This is a genomic window from Micromonospora sp. NPDC049359 (genome assembly GCF_044466585.1).
Lineage (GTDB): Bacteria > Actinomycetota > Actinomycetes > Mycobacteriales > Micromonosporaceae > Micromonospora.
On record NZ_JBITMW010000009.1, the window covers coordinates 211,262 to 228,031 of the forward strand.

Genomic DNA, 16,770 nt, shown 5'->3' on the forward strand with positions numbered 1-16,770 from the left:
CGGGCACCACCGGTGAGCAGCAGCTCAGGGCGGGCGGTCACGACGGGACGGACCAGGTGCGTCTCCGGGCTGTAGCATCCTGTTCAACTCTCACCCCCTGGACACATAGACTCCCTGCCGATGGACACACAGGTCGCCGACACGTTGCTGGGCTCGCTGATCGACGGGCGCTACCGCATTCGCGGTCGCGTGGCCCGTGGTGGCATGGCGACCGTGTACACCGCCACCGACGAGCGCCTCGAGCGCACCGTCGCAGTCAAGATCATTCACCCGACCCAGGCGCCCGAGGCGCGGGCCCGGGTCGCCAACTTCGTGGCCCGGTTCACCGACGAGGCCAAGACCATCGCCCGGCTGACCCACCCGAACGTGGTCGCGGTCTACGACCAGGGCACCCACGCCGGCCTGCCGTACCTGGTGATGGAGTACGTGCGTGGCCGCACGCTGCGCGACGTGCTGGCCGAACGACGCCGACTCAACCCGGACGAGGCGCTGGCCATCGCCGAGCAGATGCTCGCCGCGATCGCCGCCGCGCACCGGGCCGGCCTCGTGCACCGCGACGTCAAGCCCGAGAACGTCCTGGTCGCCGAAGCGCCCACCGGCGGTGTCGCCAACCTGGTGGACAGCGTCGTCAAGGTGGCCGACTTCGGGCTCGCCCGCGCGGTCGAGGCCAGCGCCGACGACGAGCAGGGCAACCAACTGATGGCCACCGTGGCGTACGTCGCCCCGGAGCTGGTCACCGAGGGTCGGGCCGATCCGCGTACCGACGTCTACTCCGCCGGCATCGTGCTGTTCGAGATGCTCACCGGTCGGGTGCCGTACGACGGGGGCCGTCCCGTGGACGTCGCCTGGCAGCACGTCGACCGGGACGTGCCGGCGCCCTCGACGCTGGTGCCCGGCCTGCCGCCGGCCCTCGACACCCTGGTGCAGCGCGCCACCCGGCGTGACCCGTCCGCCCGGCCCGCCGACGCCGGCGCGCTGCTGGCCGAGGTCCAGGTGGCCCGGGACCAGTTGGGCAACGTCAACAGCACCAGCACCGCCGTCCTGCGGCGGATCACCGACGAGCCGCCGGCCTCCCAGCCGACGATGATGGTCGCCGCGATCCGCCCGGCGCAACGGCCGACCTGGGCGCGGCTGCCCGAGGGCGGCGCGCCGGGCCCGGGTCGTCGGCGGGCCGCCCCGGAGCCCGCCGAGGGTCTGGCCGCGCGGTTCACTGAGCTGCGCACCAGGATCCTGGGCACGTCCCAGGGTCGCCTGGCGTTCGCGGCCGTGGTCGTGGCGCTGGGCCTGGTGGCCGCGCTGGGTGGCTGGTGGTTCGGCGTCGGCCGCTACACGTCCGCCCCGCAACTGGTCAGCCTGAACAAGGCCGAGGCACAGGCCCAGGCCGAGCGCGCGGGCCTGACCCTGGCGTACGGGGAGCCCCGCTTCGACGAGAAGGCCCCGAAGGACAGCGTGCTGGGGCAGAGCCCGGCGTCGTCGAGCAAGATCGTCAAGGGCGGCACGATCACCCTGACCCTCTCGCTGGGCCCGGAGCGCTTCCCCGTGCCGGACGTGATCGGCAAGGAGTACGAGCTGGCCGAGGCGGATCTGGTCAACGCCCAGCTGGTGGTCGCCAAGGGCACCGCCCGCTATGACGACACCCTGCCGGCCGGCGTCGTCCTGGACAGCAATCCGAAGGTGGGCGCCGAGGTCAAGCCGGGCACGAAGATCACGCTGATCCTGAGCCGTGGCCGGGCGCCGGTGACGGTGCCGAACCTGGTGGGCAAGAGCCTGACCGAGGCGCGCACCAAACTGGGCCAGCTCGGCCTGGTCCCCGTGGAGAGTTTCAAGGACTCCGACAAGCCCAAGGACGAGATCCTCGGGCAGAGCCCGGCCGACGGTGGGGGCGTGGAAAAGGGCACCGAGGTCAAGCTGGAGATCAGCAAGGGTCCGCCGCTGGTCGTGGTGCCCCGGGTGATCGACCTGCCCTGCCAGCAGGCCAAGCAGGTGCTGGAGAGCCAGGGCTTCCCGGTGACGGTCGCCGTCAACCCGAACGCCGTGGCCCGCATCCAGGCACCCGGGGAGAATTCGCAGGTGCCTCCGGGCACCCCGGTCGTCATCACGTGCTTCTGATGACGTCGATCTCGGCGCGGCCGGTGGGCGCGCACACCCCGACCTCCGGCGGGCTGGCCAGGGCGGCTCTGCCGTACCTGGACGCGACCGGCGCCGCGGCCGTGCAGGTGTACGTCTCGAACTCGCGGGGCTGGGCGCTGCCACCGGGTGACCCGGCGCAGGACGCGCTGTTCCGCGACGGCTGCGCCGAGCGGGGCATCCCGGCGTTCATCCACGCCTCGCTGCTGGTCAACCTCGGCTCACCCACCCCGGCAACCGTCGAGAAGTCGGCGCTGACACTGGCGCACGCGCTACGCCGGGGCGTGGCCATCGGCGCGCGGGCGGTGGTGTTCCATGCCGGCAGCGCGGTCGACGAGGGGTACGCCGAGGAGGCGATGCGGCAGGTCCGTCGGGAGCTGCTGCCCCTGCTCGACTGGACGGCCGAGGCCGGCGGACCGATGCTGCTGGTCGAGCCGAGCGCCGGTGGCGGCCGTTCCCTCGCCTCGCGGGTTGAGCACCTCGGGCCCTACCTCGACGCGGTGGACCGGCATCCGATGCTCGGCGTCTGCTTCGACACCTGCCACGCCTGGGCGGCGGGGCACGATCTGGCCGCCGAGGGCGGTATGACCGCGACCCTCGACACGCTGGTGGCCACCGTGGGAGCCGACCGGCTGCGGCTGGTGCACGCCAACGATTCCAAGGATCTGTGCGGTTCCACCCGGGACCGGCACGAGAACATCGGCAAGGGCACCATCGGCGAGCCGGCGTTCGCCGAGCTGATGGCCCATCCGGCCACCGTCGGCGTCCCCGTGGTGGTGGAGACCCCGAGCGAGAAGCAGCTGGGCCACGCGGCCGACATCGCCATCCTCAGCCGCCTGGCCCGTCATCCTTCCTGAGGTTCACCCACGGGTACGGCCGGTCGCCATCAGCCGTGCGCCGGTGTGGTGATGGCGAAGAACTCGTCGATGAGCCGGGCCGTCTGCACGTCCTGGTTGGTCCTGCCCAGCACGGCAGGCGCTTTGGCCGGCCCTGGGATGGTGTGTCCGCCACCGCGCACGGTGTAGAGGGCCACCGACGGGTGCCCGGGCTGCCGGTACTCGGTGCGTTCGATCGAGGTCGCGGCGTTCGCGGCCGGCAGTTTCGTGCTGGTGGGTTGTGCGGTGATGCCGTTATGGGCGGCGAAATAGGCTGCGGACTCGGGCGCGGACAGGTTGCGGCCGCCGACCTTGAAGGCCAAGCGCGCCCACCAGCTGTACGCACCACCGGCGTACGGGACGATCCGGTCCTTCGTGCCGTTGATCAGCAGGACCGGCATGGGCGCGGGTGACGCGTCGCCGAGCAGGAAGTTCTCGGGTGCCGGCATGGTCGCGGCGATCACCGCCGCACCGGCGATCAGCACCGGAGTTTCGTGGGCCAGGCGGATCACCATCTGGCCGCCGTTGGAGTAGCCGATCGCGTACACCCGCGCCGGGTCGATGTCGTGGCTGAGGGCCACCTTCTCGATCAGCGCCCGAACAAAACCGACGTCGTCGCTGTTGTCGGCGCGGGCCGGGAAGGAGCTCTCCCGCCGGGCGTCGTTCCAGTTGCCCTTGTGGCCGTCGAGGTAGATCACCACCGCCGCGCCGGTCTCGGCGAGCGCGTCGTAGGCCCGGCCGATGAACTTCCGGTGCTTGGCCCCGGTCTGTTTCGATCCGTGGAAGACGAGCACGAGACTGCGTCCGGGGTTGCCGTCCGCGGACCCGATGATCTCGTACGTCCGCCGGGTGCCGTTCACCGTGATGCTGTCGCGCATGCGGAGCCCCCTGAAGTGGATGGGTCATCCGCTCCAACGTAGCATAAGCGGATTAGTTATCCGTTACGCTCGTGACGGTCGGTGAGACTCCGGACCTCTCGATCACGGCCTCAGGCTGCTGCCAGGATGCGGGGTAGGGCCCGCAGCGCGCGGTCCAGGCCCTCGTCGTCCAGGCCCAGGTGGGTGACCAGGCGAGCGGTCCGGGGGCCGAGCACCGAGATCAGTACGCCCTCCTGGCGCGCGGCGGCGGCCAGGGCGCGGGCGTCCAGCGCGTGCTTGGTCAGGTCCAGCGGAACGAGGTTGGTGCGGACCGTGGTGGCAAGCACCCCGAACGGCGCGACCGCCTCGGCGAGCCGGGCCGCCCTCGCGTGGTCCTCGGCGAGCCGGTCGACGTGGTGCGCGAGCGCGTACCGGCCGGCGGCGGCGAGGATGCCGGCCTGACGCATGCCGCCACCCATCCGCTTGCGGATCATCCGGGCCTGAGCGATCCTCTCCGCGCTGCCCACCACCAGCGAGCCGACCGGCGCGCCGAGCCCCTTGGAGAGGCAGACGGACAGCGTGTCGAACAGCCCGCCGTACTCGCTCAGCGACACCCCGTCGGCGACGTGCGCGTGCCAGATCCGGGCGCCGTCGCAGTGCAGCGCCACCCCCGCGTCGTCGGCGACGCCGCGCAGCTCTCGCAGGGTGTCCAGCGGGATCACTCCGCCGCCACCCCGGTTGTGGGTCTGCTCGACGGCGATCGCACGGGTGGGCACGGCGAAGAAGCCGTCCGGACGGATCATCCGGGCGACCACCTCCGGGTCGATGTCCGCGCCGACGGTCGGCCAGGTCCGCGAGGAGATTCCGCCGTACGCGGCGGCGGCCCCGATCTCGTACGTGACGACGTGCGCGTCCGCGTCGCACAACAACTCCTCGCCGGGCGGCACGAGCAGTTGCAGGGCGATCTGGTTGGCCATCGTCCCGCTCGGCGCGAACAGCGCCGCCTCGTGGCCGAACAGCGCGGCGACCTCGGCCTCCAGCGCGTTGACGGTGGGGTCCTCGCCGTAGACGTCGTCACCGACCTCGGCGGCGGCCATCGCCTCGCGCATCCCGGCGGTCGGCCGGGTCACCGTGTCGGAACGCAGGTCAACAAGCTCAGCCACAGTCATCCTTTCGGCGGCCGGTCGCGGGTCGCGCACACCTGGCCACGGTCATTCCTGTTCGACAGAGAGCGACAGCCTCGGAGCCGGCCTTTCGGCTGCCGACCGCGGGGCTCGCGGCCTCAGCCTCGGAGCATCTCCGCCACGAGGAAGGCCAGCTCCAGCGACTGCTGGGTGTTCAGCCGCGGGTCGCAGGCGGTCTCGTACCGGTCGGGCAGGTCGAGGTCCTCGATGCCCTGCGCGCCGCCGAGGCACTCGGTGACGTCCTCACCGGTCAACTCCACGTGGATGCCACCGGGGTGGGTGTCCAGGCTCCGGTGCACCTCGAAGTAGCCGAGCACCTCGTCGACGATCCGGTCGAAGTGCCGGGTCTTGTAGCCGTTGGACGACTCGTGGGTGTTGCCGTGCATCGGGTCGCACTGCCAGACCACCTTGGCGCCGGAGGCGGTGACCTTGGACACGATCGGCGGCAGGGCGTCGCGGACCCGGTGGTTGCCCATCCGGCTGATCAGCGTGAGCCGGCCGGGGACATTGTCCGGGTTGAGCTTCTCGCACAGCTCGATCGCCTCGTCCGGTGAGGTCGTCGGGCCGAGCTTGACGCCGATCGGGTTGGCGATCCGGGAGATGAAGTCGATGTGCGCGCCGGTGATCTGCCGGGTGCGTTCGCCGACCCAGAGGAAGTGCCCGGACAGCCCGTACGCCCGGCGGTCGGAGACCCGGGTGAGCGCCCGGTCGTACTCCAGGGCCAGGGCCTCGTGGGAGCAGTAGAGGGTGACGGTCCGCAGCGCTTCGTCGTCGGTCATCCCGCAGGCCCGGATGAAGGCCAACGCCCGGTCGATCTCCCGGGCGATCGCCTCGTAGCGCTCCCCCGCCGGGGAGGTCCGGACGAAGCCCTTGTTCCAGTCGTGCACGGCGTGCAGGTCGGCGAGCCCACCGGCTAGGTACGCCCGCAGCATGTTCATCGCGGCGGCCGAGTTGGCGTACGCCCGGATCATGCGCTGCGGGTCGGCCACGCGGGCGGCCGGATCGGCCTCCAGCGAGTTGATCATGTCGCCGCGGTACGCGGGCAGACCCCGCGCGTCGGTCGGAAGTGAGCGGGGCTTGGTGTACTGGCCGGCGACCCGGGCGACCTTGACCACCGGCAGCGACGCGCCGTAGGTGAGTACGATCGCCATCTGCAACAGGGTGCGGGCGTTGGCCAGCAGGTGGCTCTCGGTGTTGTCGGCGAAGGTCTCGGCGCAGTCACCGCCCTGGAGCAGGAACGCCTTGCCCTCGCAGACCAGCGCCAGCTTCTGCCGGAGCTGGTCCACCTCGTAGGGCGCGACGACCGACGGCACGGTGTCGAGCACCTTGCAGACCTCGGCGACGGCGGCCGGGTCGGACCACGGTGGGACCTGCTCGCGGGGCAGCTCCCGCCAGCGGTCCAGGCCGAGGGCGGCGTCCTCGGCGGAGTCGACGGTCGGACGGCTGGTCTGCAGGCCCGGGCTACCCACCGCGGGATGGCTCAGCTGATGCCACTCATGGCGCATGAGAGAAAGCGTACGGCGACCGTGCGTGTGACCGGGCGGCGAGGGTGACGGTTCCGGCAAGTGGGAGGTCGATCCCACCCACCTCGGTCAGGACGCGGGTGAGGGAGACGCGGGTGAAGGGCTGGTGGCCGGGTTGCCGCCCGGCGCCTCACTCGCGATGCACCAGTCGCCGCCGTCCCGCGTGACGGTGAACACCAGCGGGCGGGTGACCTTGCTCTTGCCGGCGGTGACCGAGACCGAGACGCTGACCTCCTGGCCGCGCTGACCGGACCGGACGTCGGTGATGGTCGCCTGGGGCACCTTGAAGTGGTCGGCGAAGTCGCCGTTGGGACCCGTGGCCGCGGCGTCGAACCCGGCCTGCAACACCGCGCAGAGCTGGCTGCGGCCGGCGGCGACGTCCTTGGCGGTCATCGCGTCGAGGTACGCCTGCACGCGCTCGCGGGACCGGTTGGCGGCCTCCTCGGCGGGCGCCCGCTGGGGCGCGGCGGTCTGCTTGTCGGCGTCGTCGCCGCCGCTCCCGCAGCCGGCAAGGGCGGCCGGGAGCAGCACGAACGCGGCGGCGGTCATCGCCAGCCCACGGTGGGTCGCGCGCATGACCACCTCCGTCGAACGGGAAATCGGGACCTGCCGAGCCGCGAGTCTGCCATATCGGACCCGACCCGCCCAAGGCCGGCGGCCCGGCCGACGCGTGGCGTCGACCGGGCCGCTACGGCACGGGCGGGAAGGGGCGGTGCGGGCCCCTTCCCGCCGTGTGGGTGGTGCGTCGGCCCTCGGCTCAGCCGAGACCGCCCTTGATGGCGCCGATGAGCTCACCGTTGCTGGTGTCGCCGGAGAGTTCCCAGAAGAACGCGCCACCGAGGCCCTGGTTCTTCGCGTACGTCATCTTGCCGTTGATGGTCGACGGGGTGTCGTAGCTCCACCAGTTGCTGCCGCACTTGGCGTACGCGGTGCCGGCGATCGTGCCGGTAGCCGGGCAGGTGTTCTTGAGGACCTTGTAGTCCTCGATGCCCGCCTCGTAGGTGCCCGGCGCGGCACCGGTGGCGCTGCCGCCCGGCGCGGCCTGGGTGACGCCCGTCCAGCCCCGGCCATAGAAGCCGATGCCGAGCAGCAGCTTGTTGGACGGGACGCCCTTGCTCTTGAGCTTCTGGATGGCCGCGTCGGAGTTGAAGCCCTGCTGCGGGATCCCGGTGTACGACGTCAGCGGCGAGTGCGGGGCGGTGGGGCCCTGGGCGTTGAACGCGCCGAAGTAGTCGTACGTCATCGGCATGAGCCAGTTGAGGTTGCCGATCGCGCCGGCGTAGTCGGTGGCGTCGATCTTGCCGCCGTTGCTGCCGTCCGCGGTGATGGCGGCCGTGACCAGGGCGTTGGACCCAAACTTCGACCGCAGCGCGCCGATCACGTTCTTGAACGCGTTCGGACCGCTGGTGTCACAGCTCAGACCGCAGGCGTTGGGGTACTCCCAGTCCACGTCGATGCCGTCGAACACGTCCGCCCAGCGCGGGTCCTCGACCAGGTTGTAGCAGCTCTCGGCGAACGCGGCCGGGTTCTGCGCGGCCTGGGTGAAGCCGCCGGACCACGTCCAGCCACCGAACGACCAGATCACCTTGAGGTGCGGGTTGAGCGCCTTGAGCTTGCGCAGCTGGTTGAAGCTGCCACGCAGCGGCTGGTCCCAGGTGTCGGCGACGCCGTCCACGCTCTCCGCCGCCGTGTACGCCTTGTCATAGTCGGCGTACGGGTCGCCGATGGTGCAGCGACCGCCGGTGGTGTTGCCGAAGGCGTACAGGATGTGGGTCAGCTTGGCGGCCGAGCCGCTGGTCTGGATGTTCTTGACGTGGTAGTTGCGCCCGTAGACGCCCCACTCGGCGAAGTAGCCGACGACCTTCTTACCGCCCGTGTTGGGCGGCGGGGTGGTGGTCGGCGGCGCGGTGGTCGGCGGCGCCGTGGTCGGCGGCGCGGTGGTCGGGGGTGCCGTGGTCGGCGGCGCGGTCGTGGTCGGCGGGGTCGTCGGGGTGCCGCCGCCGCAGGGAGCGCCGTTGACGGTGCAGTTCAGTGGCGCCTTGTACGCGCCGGTGCCGTTGTAGCCCCAGCTGAACGAGGCGCCGGGCGCGAGCCCGCCGGCCCAGCTCTTCTTGACCGCGACGTAGTGGTTGCCGCTGCTGGTGACGTCGGCGTCCCACGCGCTGCTGATTGTGGTGCCCGACGGCAGGTCGAACTCGATGCGCCAGGTGGCGACCGTGGCGCTGGTGCCGTTGGTCACGGTCACCTTCGTCTCGTGACCGGTCCCCCAGTCCTGCGCCTTGGCGAACGTGGTGGTGACCGTGCCGGCGCCGAACGCGGTCGTCATCGGCACCGCCGCGACGGTCACGGCGACCACGGCGCCGGCCCAGAGGGCCCGGCGGAGCGATCTTTTCATGAGGCGTCTCCCGCACTGTTAGGAAACTTTCCAAAAGAGATGGTGAGACGGTACTCACACCGTCATCGCTCCGTCAAGATGTCCATGTTTCGATTTCCCCTGGTGCGCGGAACGGGCCGGCCACGCCCTACCCGGGCAACCCCACACCCGGCGCGTAGCCTCGGGCCATGACCGTCTTCGACATCCAGATCGGCGCCCTCAACGGCGGCCCCGCGGACCTCGCCCGCTACCGCGGAAAGGCGCTGCTGGTCGTCAACGTCGCCTCCCGCTGCGGCCTCACCCCGCAGTACGCCGACCTCCAGCGCCTCGCCGACACGTACGCCGAGCGCGGCCTCGTCGTGCTGGGCGTGCCGTGCAACCAGTTCGCCGGGCAGGAGCCGGGCAGCGCCGCCGAGATCAGCGACTTCTGCCAGGTCAACTACGGCGTGACGTTCCCGCTCACCGAGAAGGTCGACGTCAACGGGCCCGACCGGCACCCGCTCTACGCGGCGCTGGTGGACACCCCGGACGCCGACGGGCACAGCGGGGACGTCCGCTGGAACTTCGAGAAGTTCCTGGTGGCACCGGACGGCACGGTCGCCGGCCGCTTCGCCCCGACGGTCGAGCCCGACGACCTCCGCACCCCCATCGAAAAGATCCTCCCCGCCTAAGGGCTTGCTCCCACCCGGGTCCCGCCCGGGTCCCGCCCGGGTCCCACCCGGATCCCGCCCGGTCCCGCCCGGCTCCCGCCCGGGTCCCGCCCGGCTCCGGCCCCGGTGATCAAGAGGTTCGCGTCAGGAATCGGCCGATCGGTGACGCGAATCTCTTGATCACCGGGGCAGCGCGGCCACCCGGGGCAGCGCGGCCACCCGGGGCAGCGCGGCCACCCGGGGCAGCGCGGCCACCCGGGGCAGCGCGGCCACCGAGGCGGCGCGGCCACGGGGCAGCGCGGCTACCGAGGCAGCGCGGCCACCGGAGGGTGGTACGTGGGTGGGAGCCGATCGGGCGACGACCGTCCGCAGTACGTTGTGCCGTAACCGGGATAACTCCGCGCATCGGCCGGAATGCGTCGTGGGTGGACGGAGTTGGGAAGAAACATGACAACTGTGGGACTGATCGGCAGTGGCAACATCGGCGGCACCGTGGCCCGGCTGGCCGTGGCCGCCGGCTACGACGTGGTGCTGAGCAACTCGCGCGGGCCGGAGACGCTCACCGATCTGGTCGACGAGCTGGGCGAGCGGGCCAGCGCCGGCACGTCGCAGGACGCGGCGCAGGTCGCCGACCTGGTGGTGGTCACGGTGCCGCTCAAGGCGTACCGGGCGGTGCCCGTCCAGCCACTGGCCGGCAAGGTCGTCATCGACACCAACAACTATTACCCGCAGCGGGACGGGAACTTCCCTGAGCTGGACTCGGGCGAGACCACCAGCAGCGAACTCCTGCAGCGGCACCTGCCGGAGTCGCGGGTGGTCAAGGTCTTCAACAACATCTACTTCACGGGCCTGGCCGCGCTCGCCCGGCCGTCCGGGGCCGCCGACCGCAGCGCTCTCGCCATCGCCGGCGACGACGCTGCCGCGAAGGCCGAGGTCACGGCCTTCCTCGACCGGATCGGGTACGACGCGGTCGACGTCGGCCCGCTCGCGGAGGGCTGGCGCTACCAGCCGGACACCCCGGCGTACGGCACGCTCTACTCCGCCACCCCCACCGACTGGGAGCACCCGGCGCCGGGCGACGCCGAGAAGCTGCGCACGGCCTTGGCCGCCGCCACCCGCTGAGCACCCGTCGCCCTCCGGTGACCGCCTACCGGGTGGCCCTCCGGAGGGCGACGGCCAGTTCGTCGTCGTAACTGGCGACCGGCTGACCGTCGACGTCGTACGCCACCAGCCGACCCTGCGCCATGCTGGCCGACCGGAACGAGAACGTCCGGGTACCGGGGTAGGCCGCCAGTAGGGGGATGCTGCGGGGTGCGCCGCCCGGGGCGGAGTAGTACTCCAGTCGGGCCACCCGAGGGGAGACCACGCCGTTGACCCGTACCTTGGTCTTCTCCGCCCGGGTGCCGAACGTGACCGGCGCGTCGGTGGCGTAGGCCGCACACTCGGCCGGACCCCGGCAGACGAAGAAGTATCGCGGGTTGGCCACGTCGTCGAGGGCGTACGCCTTGAATGTCGGGTCCGCCCCGGCGGGCAGCGGTTGTACGGCGAAGAAGGCGAGAGCCACGCCGGTCGTGACGCCCACCCGCAGCCAGGCCCGCCGTGCGGCGGGGCGACGGCTGCCCCGGGCGGCGGCGACCGCGACACCGCCGAAGCCGGCCAGGCACAGCAGGCACGTGCCGACGGTGCGGGCGTTCTCGAACAGGAACTGCACGCCCGGACGCGCCGACACCGGTCCGAGAACCGCCCCCAGCGAGACGACCATGGCGGCGAGCAGCGCCGCGCCGGCCACCCGCTGGGTGATGCCGGACGCGCCGACCAGCAGCATCGCGGCGAGCACCGGCCACACCTGGTGGTGGGTCCAGGACACCGGGGACGCGGCCACCGTGGCGCAGCCCACGAGCACGGCGGCGTGGCCAGGGCGGGCCCCCGCCGCCAACTGGCGGGCGCGAAGGAGCGCCACCCCGCAGATCACCGCGACCAGAGCGGCCCACAGCACGGGCAGGGTCGCCTCGTCTACCCCGAGGCGTAACAGCATCCCGTGCACCGACTGGTTGCCCAGCGAGGCCAGGTTGCCGATCCGTGAGGTCTGCCGGACGGCCTCGGTCCAGTAGATCCAACTCTCGCCGGGCAGCACGAGCGCCGCCAGCCCGGCGCATGCCACGAAGGTCGCCGCGGCACGCCCGGCGTCGCGGTAGCGCCCGGTGGCGAGGAAGTAGACGACGAACAGCAGCGGCGTCAGCTTGATCGCCGCCGCCACCCCGACGAGCACTCCCCGCAGCCGTGGCGGAACGACGCCCATGCCGTCCAGCAGCGCCAACAGCACGACGAAGATGCTGACCTGCCCGAACCGCAGGTTGCTCTGCACCGGCGCCGAGAGCATCAAAACCGTGGCGGCCACCGCGACGACCAACGGGCGGCGGGACCGATCGGCGCTCAGCGCGACACCGACCATCGCGGCGACGGCGACGACCGCCGCGCACGTCGCGACCAGCCAGATCCCCTGGAGTACGCCCTCACCCACGAGAGTGATCGGCCCCAGCACGAGAGCGGCGAACGGCGGGTAGGTGAACGGCCCGCCGTTGGTGGCGCGGTACTCGTACAACGGCCGGCCGGCGTGCAGATCGGACAGTGCGCCGTAGTAGATGTGCAGGTCGGAGAGTCGGTCATCGCGGGTCGACACGAGCACACAGGACACCGTCGCGACGACGACGAACGCCGCCCACACCAACGCCACGCGTCGATCCCGCATCGCCCGAGAATAGGCGGACGCGAGACGAGCGACGACCCCGCCGACCCAGACGCTGACGAGCACGGACCCGATCGGCGGGCGAAGGCACTACTTCTGAAAGAGCACAGACGCAACGTCCGCCACGATCTCGAGAGCCCAATCCAACTGCGGACAATCGTGATGCCCTGACACTCCAGGCAGCCGCCCGGCTGCCAGGGTCGATCTGGCCCTCGGCCCCAGTGAGCGTCGAGGACCCGCTTTGCCATAAAGAGTTCGGTCGCCCTGGACACCGGCTCGTCGATCGCCATCGTCCGCACCTTTCCAAGGTCACGAGCTGCACACCCTGGAGGGCGGAGGCCATGCGTCGCGCCCTCCAGGGTGGGTGGATCGAAAACCTCGGGGTGCTGAAGTCCAGAAGCATCCGACCGCTGTCTCACTGTATCCACTGTCTCAGTGTAGTCAAGTTCTCACTGTGTTCAGTCGAGTCGCGTCGTCACTTGTCCTGCCCCGGTCCCGACTGGAACCATGATCTGCGCTGAAGTCCAGGAGAGCCGATCATGCCTACCAGGCCACCGCACTACCTCCGCGTCGCCGACGACATCGCGCGCAGAATCAAGTCCGGGGAGTACCCGCCCGGCCATCAACTGCCGTCGGTCTCGGACCTCGGCGAGATCTACAACGTGGCACGGTCGACCGCCTACCGAGCCGTGCGCGAACTGCACCAGCGGAACCTGGTCTACGGCCAACAGGGACAGGGCGTTTTCGTCGCCGAATCGGAGTAGCCTGCCGCGAAGCTCGGCCGCTTCTGCCCTCGGAAGATCTGGGGCCGCGCGGCAGACCCTCGTCCATAGCATCGGCGGATGGGAGCGACGAGCACACCGGCGTACGACACTCACGCGGAGTGGTACGAGGACTTCATCTCCGGCGGCCGTGACTATCGCCAGCGGGTGCACGCCAGCGTGGCGGACCTGCTCGGCCCGGGCGACGGACCCTGCCTCGACATCTGCTGTGGCACCGGCGCGCACGCGTCCGTGCCCGCCGCCCTGGGTTGGACGCCACTGGGTGTGGACCTGTCCGGTGGGCAGTTGCGGCACGCGCGCGACAGGTTGCCGGCAGCCCGGGGCGACGCAACCGCACTGCCGATCGCCGACGCGTCGCTGCCGGCGGCGATGTGCGTCCTGGCCAGCACCGATGTGCCCGACTACTCGCTCGTGCTGCGCGAGGTCGCGCGCGTGCTGCGGCCGGGCGGACGGTTCGTGCACGTGGGTGTGCACCCCTGCTTCGTGGGCGCGTTCGCCGACCGGGGTGGGCACCCGGCCGTCGTGGTGGACGAGCGCTACGCGGATCGGGCCCGCAGCTTCGACAGTTGGAACACCAGCGGCGTCCGGGCGCGGGTCGGGGCGTGGCACGTTCCGCTCGCCGATCTCCTCAACGCGACCCTGTCCGCCGGCCTCCGACCGGTTCGATTCGCGGAGTCGGGTCCCGGCGGCGTACCGGACCTGTTCGGCTTCCTAGCGGTGCGCTAGCAGCACCCGCCTCGCTCGCAGACCCCTCGCCGAGCGGCAAGATCGCGCTCGATCATGGATCCAGTGGCATCCTCCCGACGCCGGGGCCACTACATCCTGGATCGAGCACGATCTTGCGGCCCACAGCACGGCCCGCAGCACGGGCAGCATCCGGCACGGGCCGCAGCCGACGACGCGGCGGGGAGAAACATCGCGTGTACAACTTGCGCGCGAGTCTCACGCACGGGACTCTGTCGGTGGGTTGCCGCCCGCTCACCGAACGTGCCTCGGAGGCGACATGCACACGCTTCGTACCGCGTCCCGCCGGCTGCTGGCCGGTGCCGGCGCGCTCCTGCTCGGCACCTCCCTCGCTGCCGCGATCCCGGCGTCGGCCGGCGCGGCCAGCGTCGGGTACGTCCGACTGGCCCACCTCTCCCCCGACACACCGGCGGTGGACGTCTACCTCGCCGCCCCCGACGCCGCGAAGCCGAGGGTCTTTCCCGGCGTCGGCTACGGCGTGGTCTCCGACTATCTCCAGTTGCCTCCGGGCCGGTACGCGGTGGCGATGCGCGAGGCCGGCACGCCCGCCAGCGAGCCGCCGGTGCTCACCACCGAGGTCGCGGTGCAAAGTGGCGGCGCGTACACGGTGGCCGGTGTCGGGCGGCACGCCGACCTGGGGCTGCGGGTGCTCACCGACGACCTGAGCGCTCCCACGCAGGGCCGGGCCAAGGTGCGCGTCGTGCAGGCGTCGGTGCGCACGCCCGTCCTCGACGTGGCCGACCCCGACGGCCCGAGGATCGCCGACGGCGTGCAGTTCGCCACCACCACCGACTACCAACAGGTCGAGCCGGGCACCTGGAAGCTGCGGCTGACCGGCGCGGGCGGTCCGAGCACCGACACCGAGGTACGGCTCGCCGGCGGCGCGGTCTACTCGCTGCTGGTCCTCGACGACAAGCAGGGTGGGCTCAGCGCCGAACTGCGTCAGGACGCCGAGGGCGGCACCGTCGTACCGGCGGGTGGAGTGGAGACCGGCGCGGGTGGCACGGCCGGGCGCGGGCTCGGGGCGTACCCCCTGATGGCCGGCGCGGTGGCCGCGGCGGCCGTGGTGGCGAGCCTGCTGCTCTGGCGTCGGCGGCGGCGCACCACCTGGTGAGCATCGGGCCCGCCATCCGACGGCACCGCGACCGTCGGGCGCCGCTGGCCGCGCTGGTCGCGGCCGGCGCGGCGGTCTGCCTGGCCGCCGGCAGCGGCGTCGGGCTCGCGACGACCGGGCCGCCGCCGGTCGCGACCTGGCACCCCGGCTGCGCCGACGGCTGCCCGTCGGTGGCCGCGTCGCCGCGACCACAGGGTCCACCCACCCGGGTACGGGTGCCGCGCATCGGCGTCGACTCGGCGCTCACGGTGCTGGGCCTGGACCGCGCCGGCGCGCTCGTCCCGCCGGCCGACTTCGACACGGCCGGCTGGTACGGGGGCGGCCCCGCCCCCGGCGACACCGGTCCGGCCGTGCTCGCCGGGCACCTGGACTCGCGCCGCGGCCCGGCGGTCTTCGCCCGGCTCGACGAGCTGCGCTCCGGCGACCGCGTTCAGGTGTGGCGCGACGGGCAGTGGCTGTCGTTCCGGGTGACCGGGTCGCTGCGCACCCGCAAGGACCAGTTCCCGACGGCCACGGTCTACGGTCCGACACCCGGGCCCGAGCTGCGCCTCGTCACCTGCGGGGGCGACTTCGACCGGCGGCGTGGGCACTACCGGGACAACGTGGTGGTGTTCGCGGTCCTCGACGGGTGACCAGCCCGGTCAAAGCGGACGACGGCCGGGTCAGAGCGGGCAACGGCCAGCTCGGAGCGGACGACGGCCCGGTCAGAGCGGGCGACGGCCGGCGAAGCCGCACTCGGCGCGGTGGTACCACCGCACGTCCGAGTCGCCCTCCAGCCAGCACCAGAGCACGGCGCGGCCCTCGCGCTCGCCCGGGAAGTCGAGCAGCACCGGCGCGATGCCCTTGACCTGGATCTCGTGCTGGTGCAGCTCGTCGACGATGCCGTGCAGCCGGGCCTCCAGCCCCTTGACCTCGGCCAGCCCGCCGAGCGCGCTGACGCCGTGGTCGGCCAGGTCGACGCGCAGCTCGGCCAGGTCGGCGCGGACACGGATCAGCTCGTCGACACGCGGCTGCAGGGTGGCCACCAGGTGCCGGGCCTGGGCGAGAGTGAACACGCCGCCAGTATGCGCCACGGCGGCCCCGTCGAGCTGCCCGTGGTTCGACCATCAGTTGGACGGCGTATCGCCGACCGATCGACCATGATCACGTCCCAGAGATCACGCCGGCCGATGTCCGTCCTACGCACTGCGCAAGTCAGCCTGTTCGGCCCGGACCCGATCATGGCGACGGTGGGAAAAGTGGGCATCCGCATGGAATCGTGGGCGACTGGCAGCCGGAGGCGTACAGTCCCTTGGCGTACCGATGATTCGCTCGTCGGGTTGATCGACGGGAGTCAAAGAGCCCTCCGGGCAACCAGCCTTCAGCGTTCGTTAACGCTCAGATCCCGTCCCGACATGTATATGCGGGCATTACCCTCTGCGCGGGCTCGCTGGTTTACCGTGGCCACTCCGGCGTTGCGCGCTGCCGGCACAAGCTGCTCGTCCAGGAGCCGCTTGAGCTCGTCCGCCAAACCAGGATCAGCGGCGAGCAACCGTCGCAGACGCCCCCTCCACTCTCCGGCCAACTCTTCCTCGACAGTCGGACCATCTGACCGTCGGCCCGCCAGGAGCGCGGCGCGCGCATCGTCGAGCTCACCGGAGATCACCTCGACCCGCTGTGGGTGAGCAACACCCCAGAGCGACACCATGGCCGACTTTGCCGTCTGCCACGCGTCGGTCGCCAGCAGGGTGACTACGGCGTTACCCGCAGTTGTTGCCAATTCGAACAACTGCTCGTCCATTCACTCTCCCCGAT

At 71.6% G+C, this 16,770-nt stretch carries 16 protein-coding genes; 8 read left to right on the forward strand and 8 right to left on the reverse strand.

The genetic code is table 11. The features are described from left to right. Positions 1–120 precede the first annotated feature (120 nt). Together pknB and ACIBTX_RS21670 are read left to right on the forward strand one after the other, a co-directional pair. Positions 121–2,109 carry a Stk1 family PASTA domain-containing Ser/Thr kinase gene (gene pknB, locus ACIBTX_RS21665; RefSeq protein ID WP_357126866.1) on the forward strand — a complete coding sequence of 663 codons (1,989 nt, stop codon included), beginning with the start codon at positions 121–123 and terminating at the stop codon, positions 2,107–2,109. Beyond that, positions 2,109–2,984 carry a deoxyribonuclease IV gene (locus tag ACIBTX_RS21670; protein WP_396832899.1) on the forward strand — a complete coding sequence of 292 codons (876 nt, stop codon included), beginning with the start codon at positions 2,109–2,111 and terminating at the stop codon, positions 2,982–2,984. The genes pknB and ACIBTX_RS21670 overlap by 1 nt, the downstream gene beginning before the upstream one ends. A 29-nt stretch (positions 2,985–3,013) precedes the next feature. Here ACIBTX_RS21670 and ACIBTX_RS21675 read toward each other — a convergent pair whose 3' ends face one another. The 5 genes from ACIBTX_RS21675 to ACIBTX_RS21695 all read right to left on the reverse strand — a co-directional run bounded on the left by ACIBTX_RS21675 (position 3,014) and on the right by ACIBTX_RS21695 (position 8,961). Next, positions 3,014–3,880, reverse strand: coding sequence for an alpha/beta hydrolase family esterase (locus ACIBTX_RS21675; RefSeq protein ID WP_396832900.1), 867 nt, complete (start codon positions 3,878–3,880; stop codon positions 3,014–3,016). 110 nt (positions 3,881–3,990) lie between these two features. Then, positions 3,991–5,028, reverse strand: a complete 1,038-nt coding sequence (locus ACIBTX_RS21680; RefSeq protein WP_396832901.1) for a threonine aldolase family protein — start codon at positions 5,026–5,028, stop codon at positions 3,991–3,993. Between the two features lie 113 nt (positions 5,029–5,141). Next, positions 5,142–6,548: a class II 3-deoxy-7-phosphoheptulonate synthase gene (locus ACIBTX_RS21685; protein ID WP_355049430.1), complete on the reverse strand. Its 1,407-nt coding sequence runs from the start codon at positions 6,546–6,548 to the stop codon at positions 5,142–5,144. 87 nt (positions 6,549–6,635) lie between these two features. Then, positions 6,636–7,142 carry a hypothetical protein gene (locus ACIBTX_RS21690; RefSeq protein WP_357126853.1) on the reverse strand — a complete coding sequence of 169 codons (507 nt, stop codon included), beginning with the start codon at positions 7,140–7,142 and terminating at the stop codon, positions 6,636–6,638. A gap of 181 nt (positions 7,143–7,323) precedes the next feature. Continuing rightward, complete coding sequence (locus tag ACIBTX_RS21695) at positions 7,324–8,961, reverse strand: glycosyl hydrolase family 18 protein (protein ID WP_357126850.1); 1,638 nt, start codon at positions 8,959–8,961, stop codon at positions 7,324–7,326. Positions 8,962–9,128: 167 nt separating this feature from the next. Here ACIBTX_RS21695 and ACIBTX_RS21700 point away from each other — a divergent pair, with 167 nt between their 5' ends. Then, positions 9,129–9,611, forward strand: coding sequence for a glutathione peroxidase (locus ACIBTX_RS21700; RefSeq protein WP_396832902.1), 483 nt, complete (start codon positions 9,129–9,131; stop codon positions 9,609–9,611). A gap of 426 nt (positions 9,612–10,037) precedes the next feature. After that, positions 10,038–10,712, forward strand: coding sequence for an NADPH-dependent F420 reductase (locus ACIBTX_RS21705; protein WP_396832903.1), 675 nt, complete (start codon positions 10,038–10,040; stop codon positions 10,710–10,712). 25 nt (positions 10,713–10,737) lie between these two features. On the opposite strand, the gene ACIBTX_RS21710 is transcribed toward ACIBTX_RS21705, so the two are convergent. After that, a complete protein-coding gene (locus ACIBTX_RS21710) occupies positions 10,738–12,339 on the reverse strand; it encodes a glycosyltransferase 87 family protein (protein WP_357126842.1) in 1,602 nt (533 codons plus the stop codon). Between the two features lie 536 nt (positions 12,340–12,875). Between ACIBTX_RS21710 and ACIBTX_RS21715 the strand changes: the two genes are divergently transcribed. The 4 genes from ACIBTX_RS21715 to ACIBTX_RS21730 all read left to right on the forward strand — a co-directional run bounded on the left by ACIBTX_RS21715 (position 12,876) and on the right by ACIBTX_RS21730 (position 15,608). Beyond that, positions 12,876–13,100, forward strand: coding sequence for a GntR family transcriptional regulator (locus ACIBTX_RS21715; protein ID WP_357126839.1), 225 nt, complete (start codon positions 12,876–12,878; stop codon positions 13,098–13,100). A gap of 78 nt (positions 13,101–13,178) precedes the next feature. Next, a complete protein-coding gene (locus tag ACIBTX_RS21720; protein ID WP_357126836.1) occupies positions 13,179–13,844 on the forward strand; it encodes a methyltransferase domain-containing protein in 666 nt (221 codons plus the stop codon). Positions 13,845–14,121: 277 nt separating this feature from the next. Beyond that, positions 14,122–14,976, forward strand: coding sequence for a DUF4397 domain-containing protein (locus ACIBTX_RS21725; protein ID WP_357126833.1), 855 nt, complete (start codon positions 14,122–14,124; stop codon positions 14,974–14,976). After that, on the forward strand, positions 14,973–15,608 hold the full coding sequence (locus ACIBTX_RS21730; RefSeq protein WP_396832904.1) for a class F sortase: 636 nt from the start codon (positions 14,973–14,975) through the stop codon (positions 15,606–15,608). Before ACIBTX_RS21725 ends, ACIBTX_RS21730 begins: the two co-directional genes overlap by 4 nt. 72 nt (positions 15,609–15,680) lie before the next feature. On the opposite strand, the gene ACIBTX_RS21735 is transcribed toward ACIBTX_RS21730, so the two are convergent. Beyond that, entirely contained in the window at positions 15,681–16,031 is a 351-nt protein-coding gene (locus ACIBTX_RS21735; protein ID WP_357126827.1) for a DUF2203 domain-containing protein, read from the reverse strand. A 305-nt stretch (positions 16,032–16,336) separates the two neighbouring features. Then, a complete protein-coding gene (locus ACIBTX_RS21740) occupies positions 16,337–16,756 on the reverse strand; it encodes a hypothetical protein (RefSeq protein ID WP_357170674.1) in 420 nt (139 codons plus the stop codon). Between the last annotated feature and the right edge of the window lie 14 nt (positions 16,757–16,770).

Bases quoted from the DNA above. Each gene is read 5' to 3' on its own strand.
- ACIBTX_RS21705 (WP_396832903.1), top strand. From the start codon at position 10,038: ATGACAACTGTGGGACTGATCGGCAGTGGCAACATCGGCGGCACCGTG.
- ACIBTX_RS21690 (WP_357126853.1), bottom strand. From the start codon at position 7,142: ATGCGCGCGACCCACCGTGGGCTGGCGATGACCGCCGCCGCGTTCGTG.
- ACIBTX_RS21685 (WP_355049430.1), bottom strand. From the start codon at position 6,548: ATGCGCCATGAGTGGCATCAGCTGAGCCATCCCGCGGTGGGTAGCCCG.
- ACIBTX_RS21700 (WP_396832902.1), top strand. From the start codon at position 9,129: ATGACCGTCTTCGACATCCAGATCGGCGCCCTCAACGGCGGCCCCGCG.
- ACIBTX_RS21695 (WP_357126850.1), bottom strand. From the start codon at position 8,961: ATGAAAAGATCGCTCCGCCGGGCCCTCTGGGCCGGCGCCGTGGTCGCC.
- ACIBTX_RS21740 (WP_357170674.1), bottom strand. From the start codon at position 16,756: ATGGACGAGCAGTTGTTCGAATTGGCAACAACTGCGGGTAACGCCGTA.
- ACIBTX_RS21710 (WP_357126842.1), bottom strand. From the start codon at position 12,339: ATGCGGGATCGACGCGTGGCGTTGGTGTGGGCGGCGTTCGTCGTCGTC.
- ACIBTX_RS21715 (WP_357126839.1), top strand. From the start codon at position 12,876: ATGCCTACCAGGCCACCGCACTACCTCCGCGTCGCCGACGACATCGCG.
- pknB (WP_357126866.1), top strand. From the start codon at position 121: ATGGACACACAGGTCGCCGACACGTTGCTGGGCTCGCTGATCGACGGG.
- ACIBTX_RS21680 (WP_396832901.1), bottom strand. From the start codon at position 5,028: ATGACTGTGGCTGAGCTTGTTGACCTGCGTTCCGACACGGTGACCCGG.
- ACIBTX_RS21725 (WP_357126833.1), top strand. From the start codon at position 14,122: ATGCACACGCTTCGTACCGCGTCCCGCCGGCTGCTGGCCGGTGCCGGC.
- ACIBTX_RS21670 (WP_396832899.1), top strand. From the start codon at position 2,109: ATGACGTCGATCTCGGCGCGGCCGGTGGGCGCGCACACCCCGACCTCC.
- ACIBTX_RS21720 (WP_357126836.1), top strand. From the start codon at position 13,179: ATGGGAGCGACGAGCACACCGGCGTACGACACTCACGCGGAGTGGTAC.
- ACIBTX_RS21675 (WP_396832900.1), bottom strand. From the start codon at position 3,880: ATGCGCGACAGCATCACGGTGAACGGCACCCGGCGGACGTACGAGATC.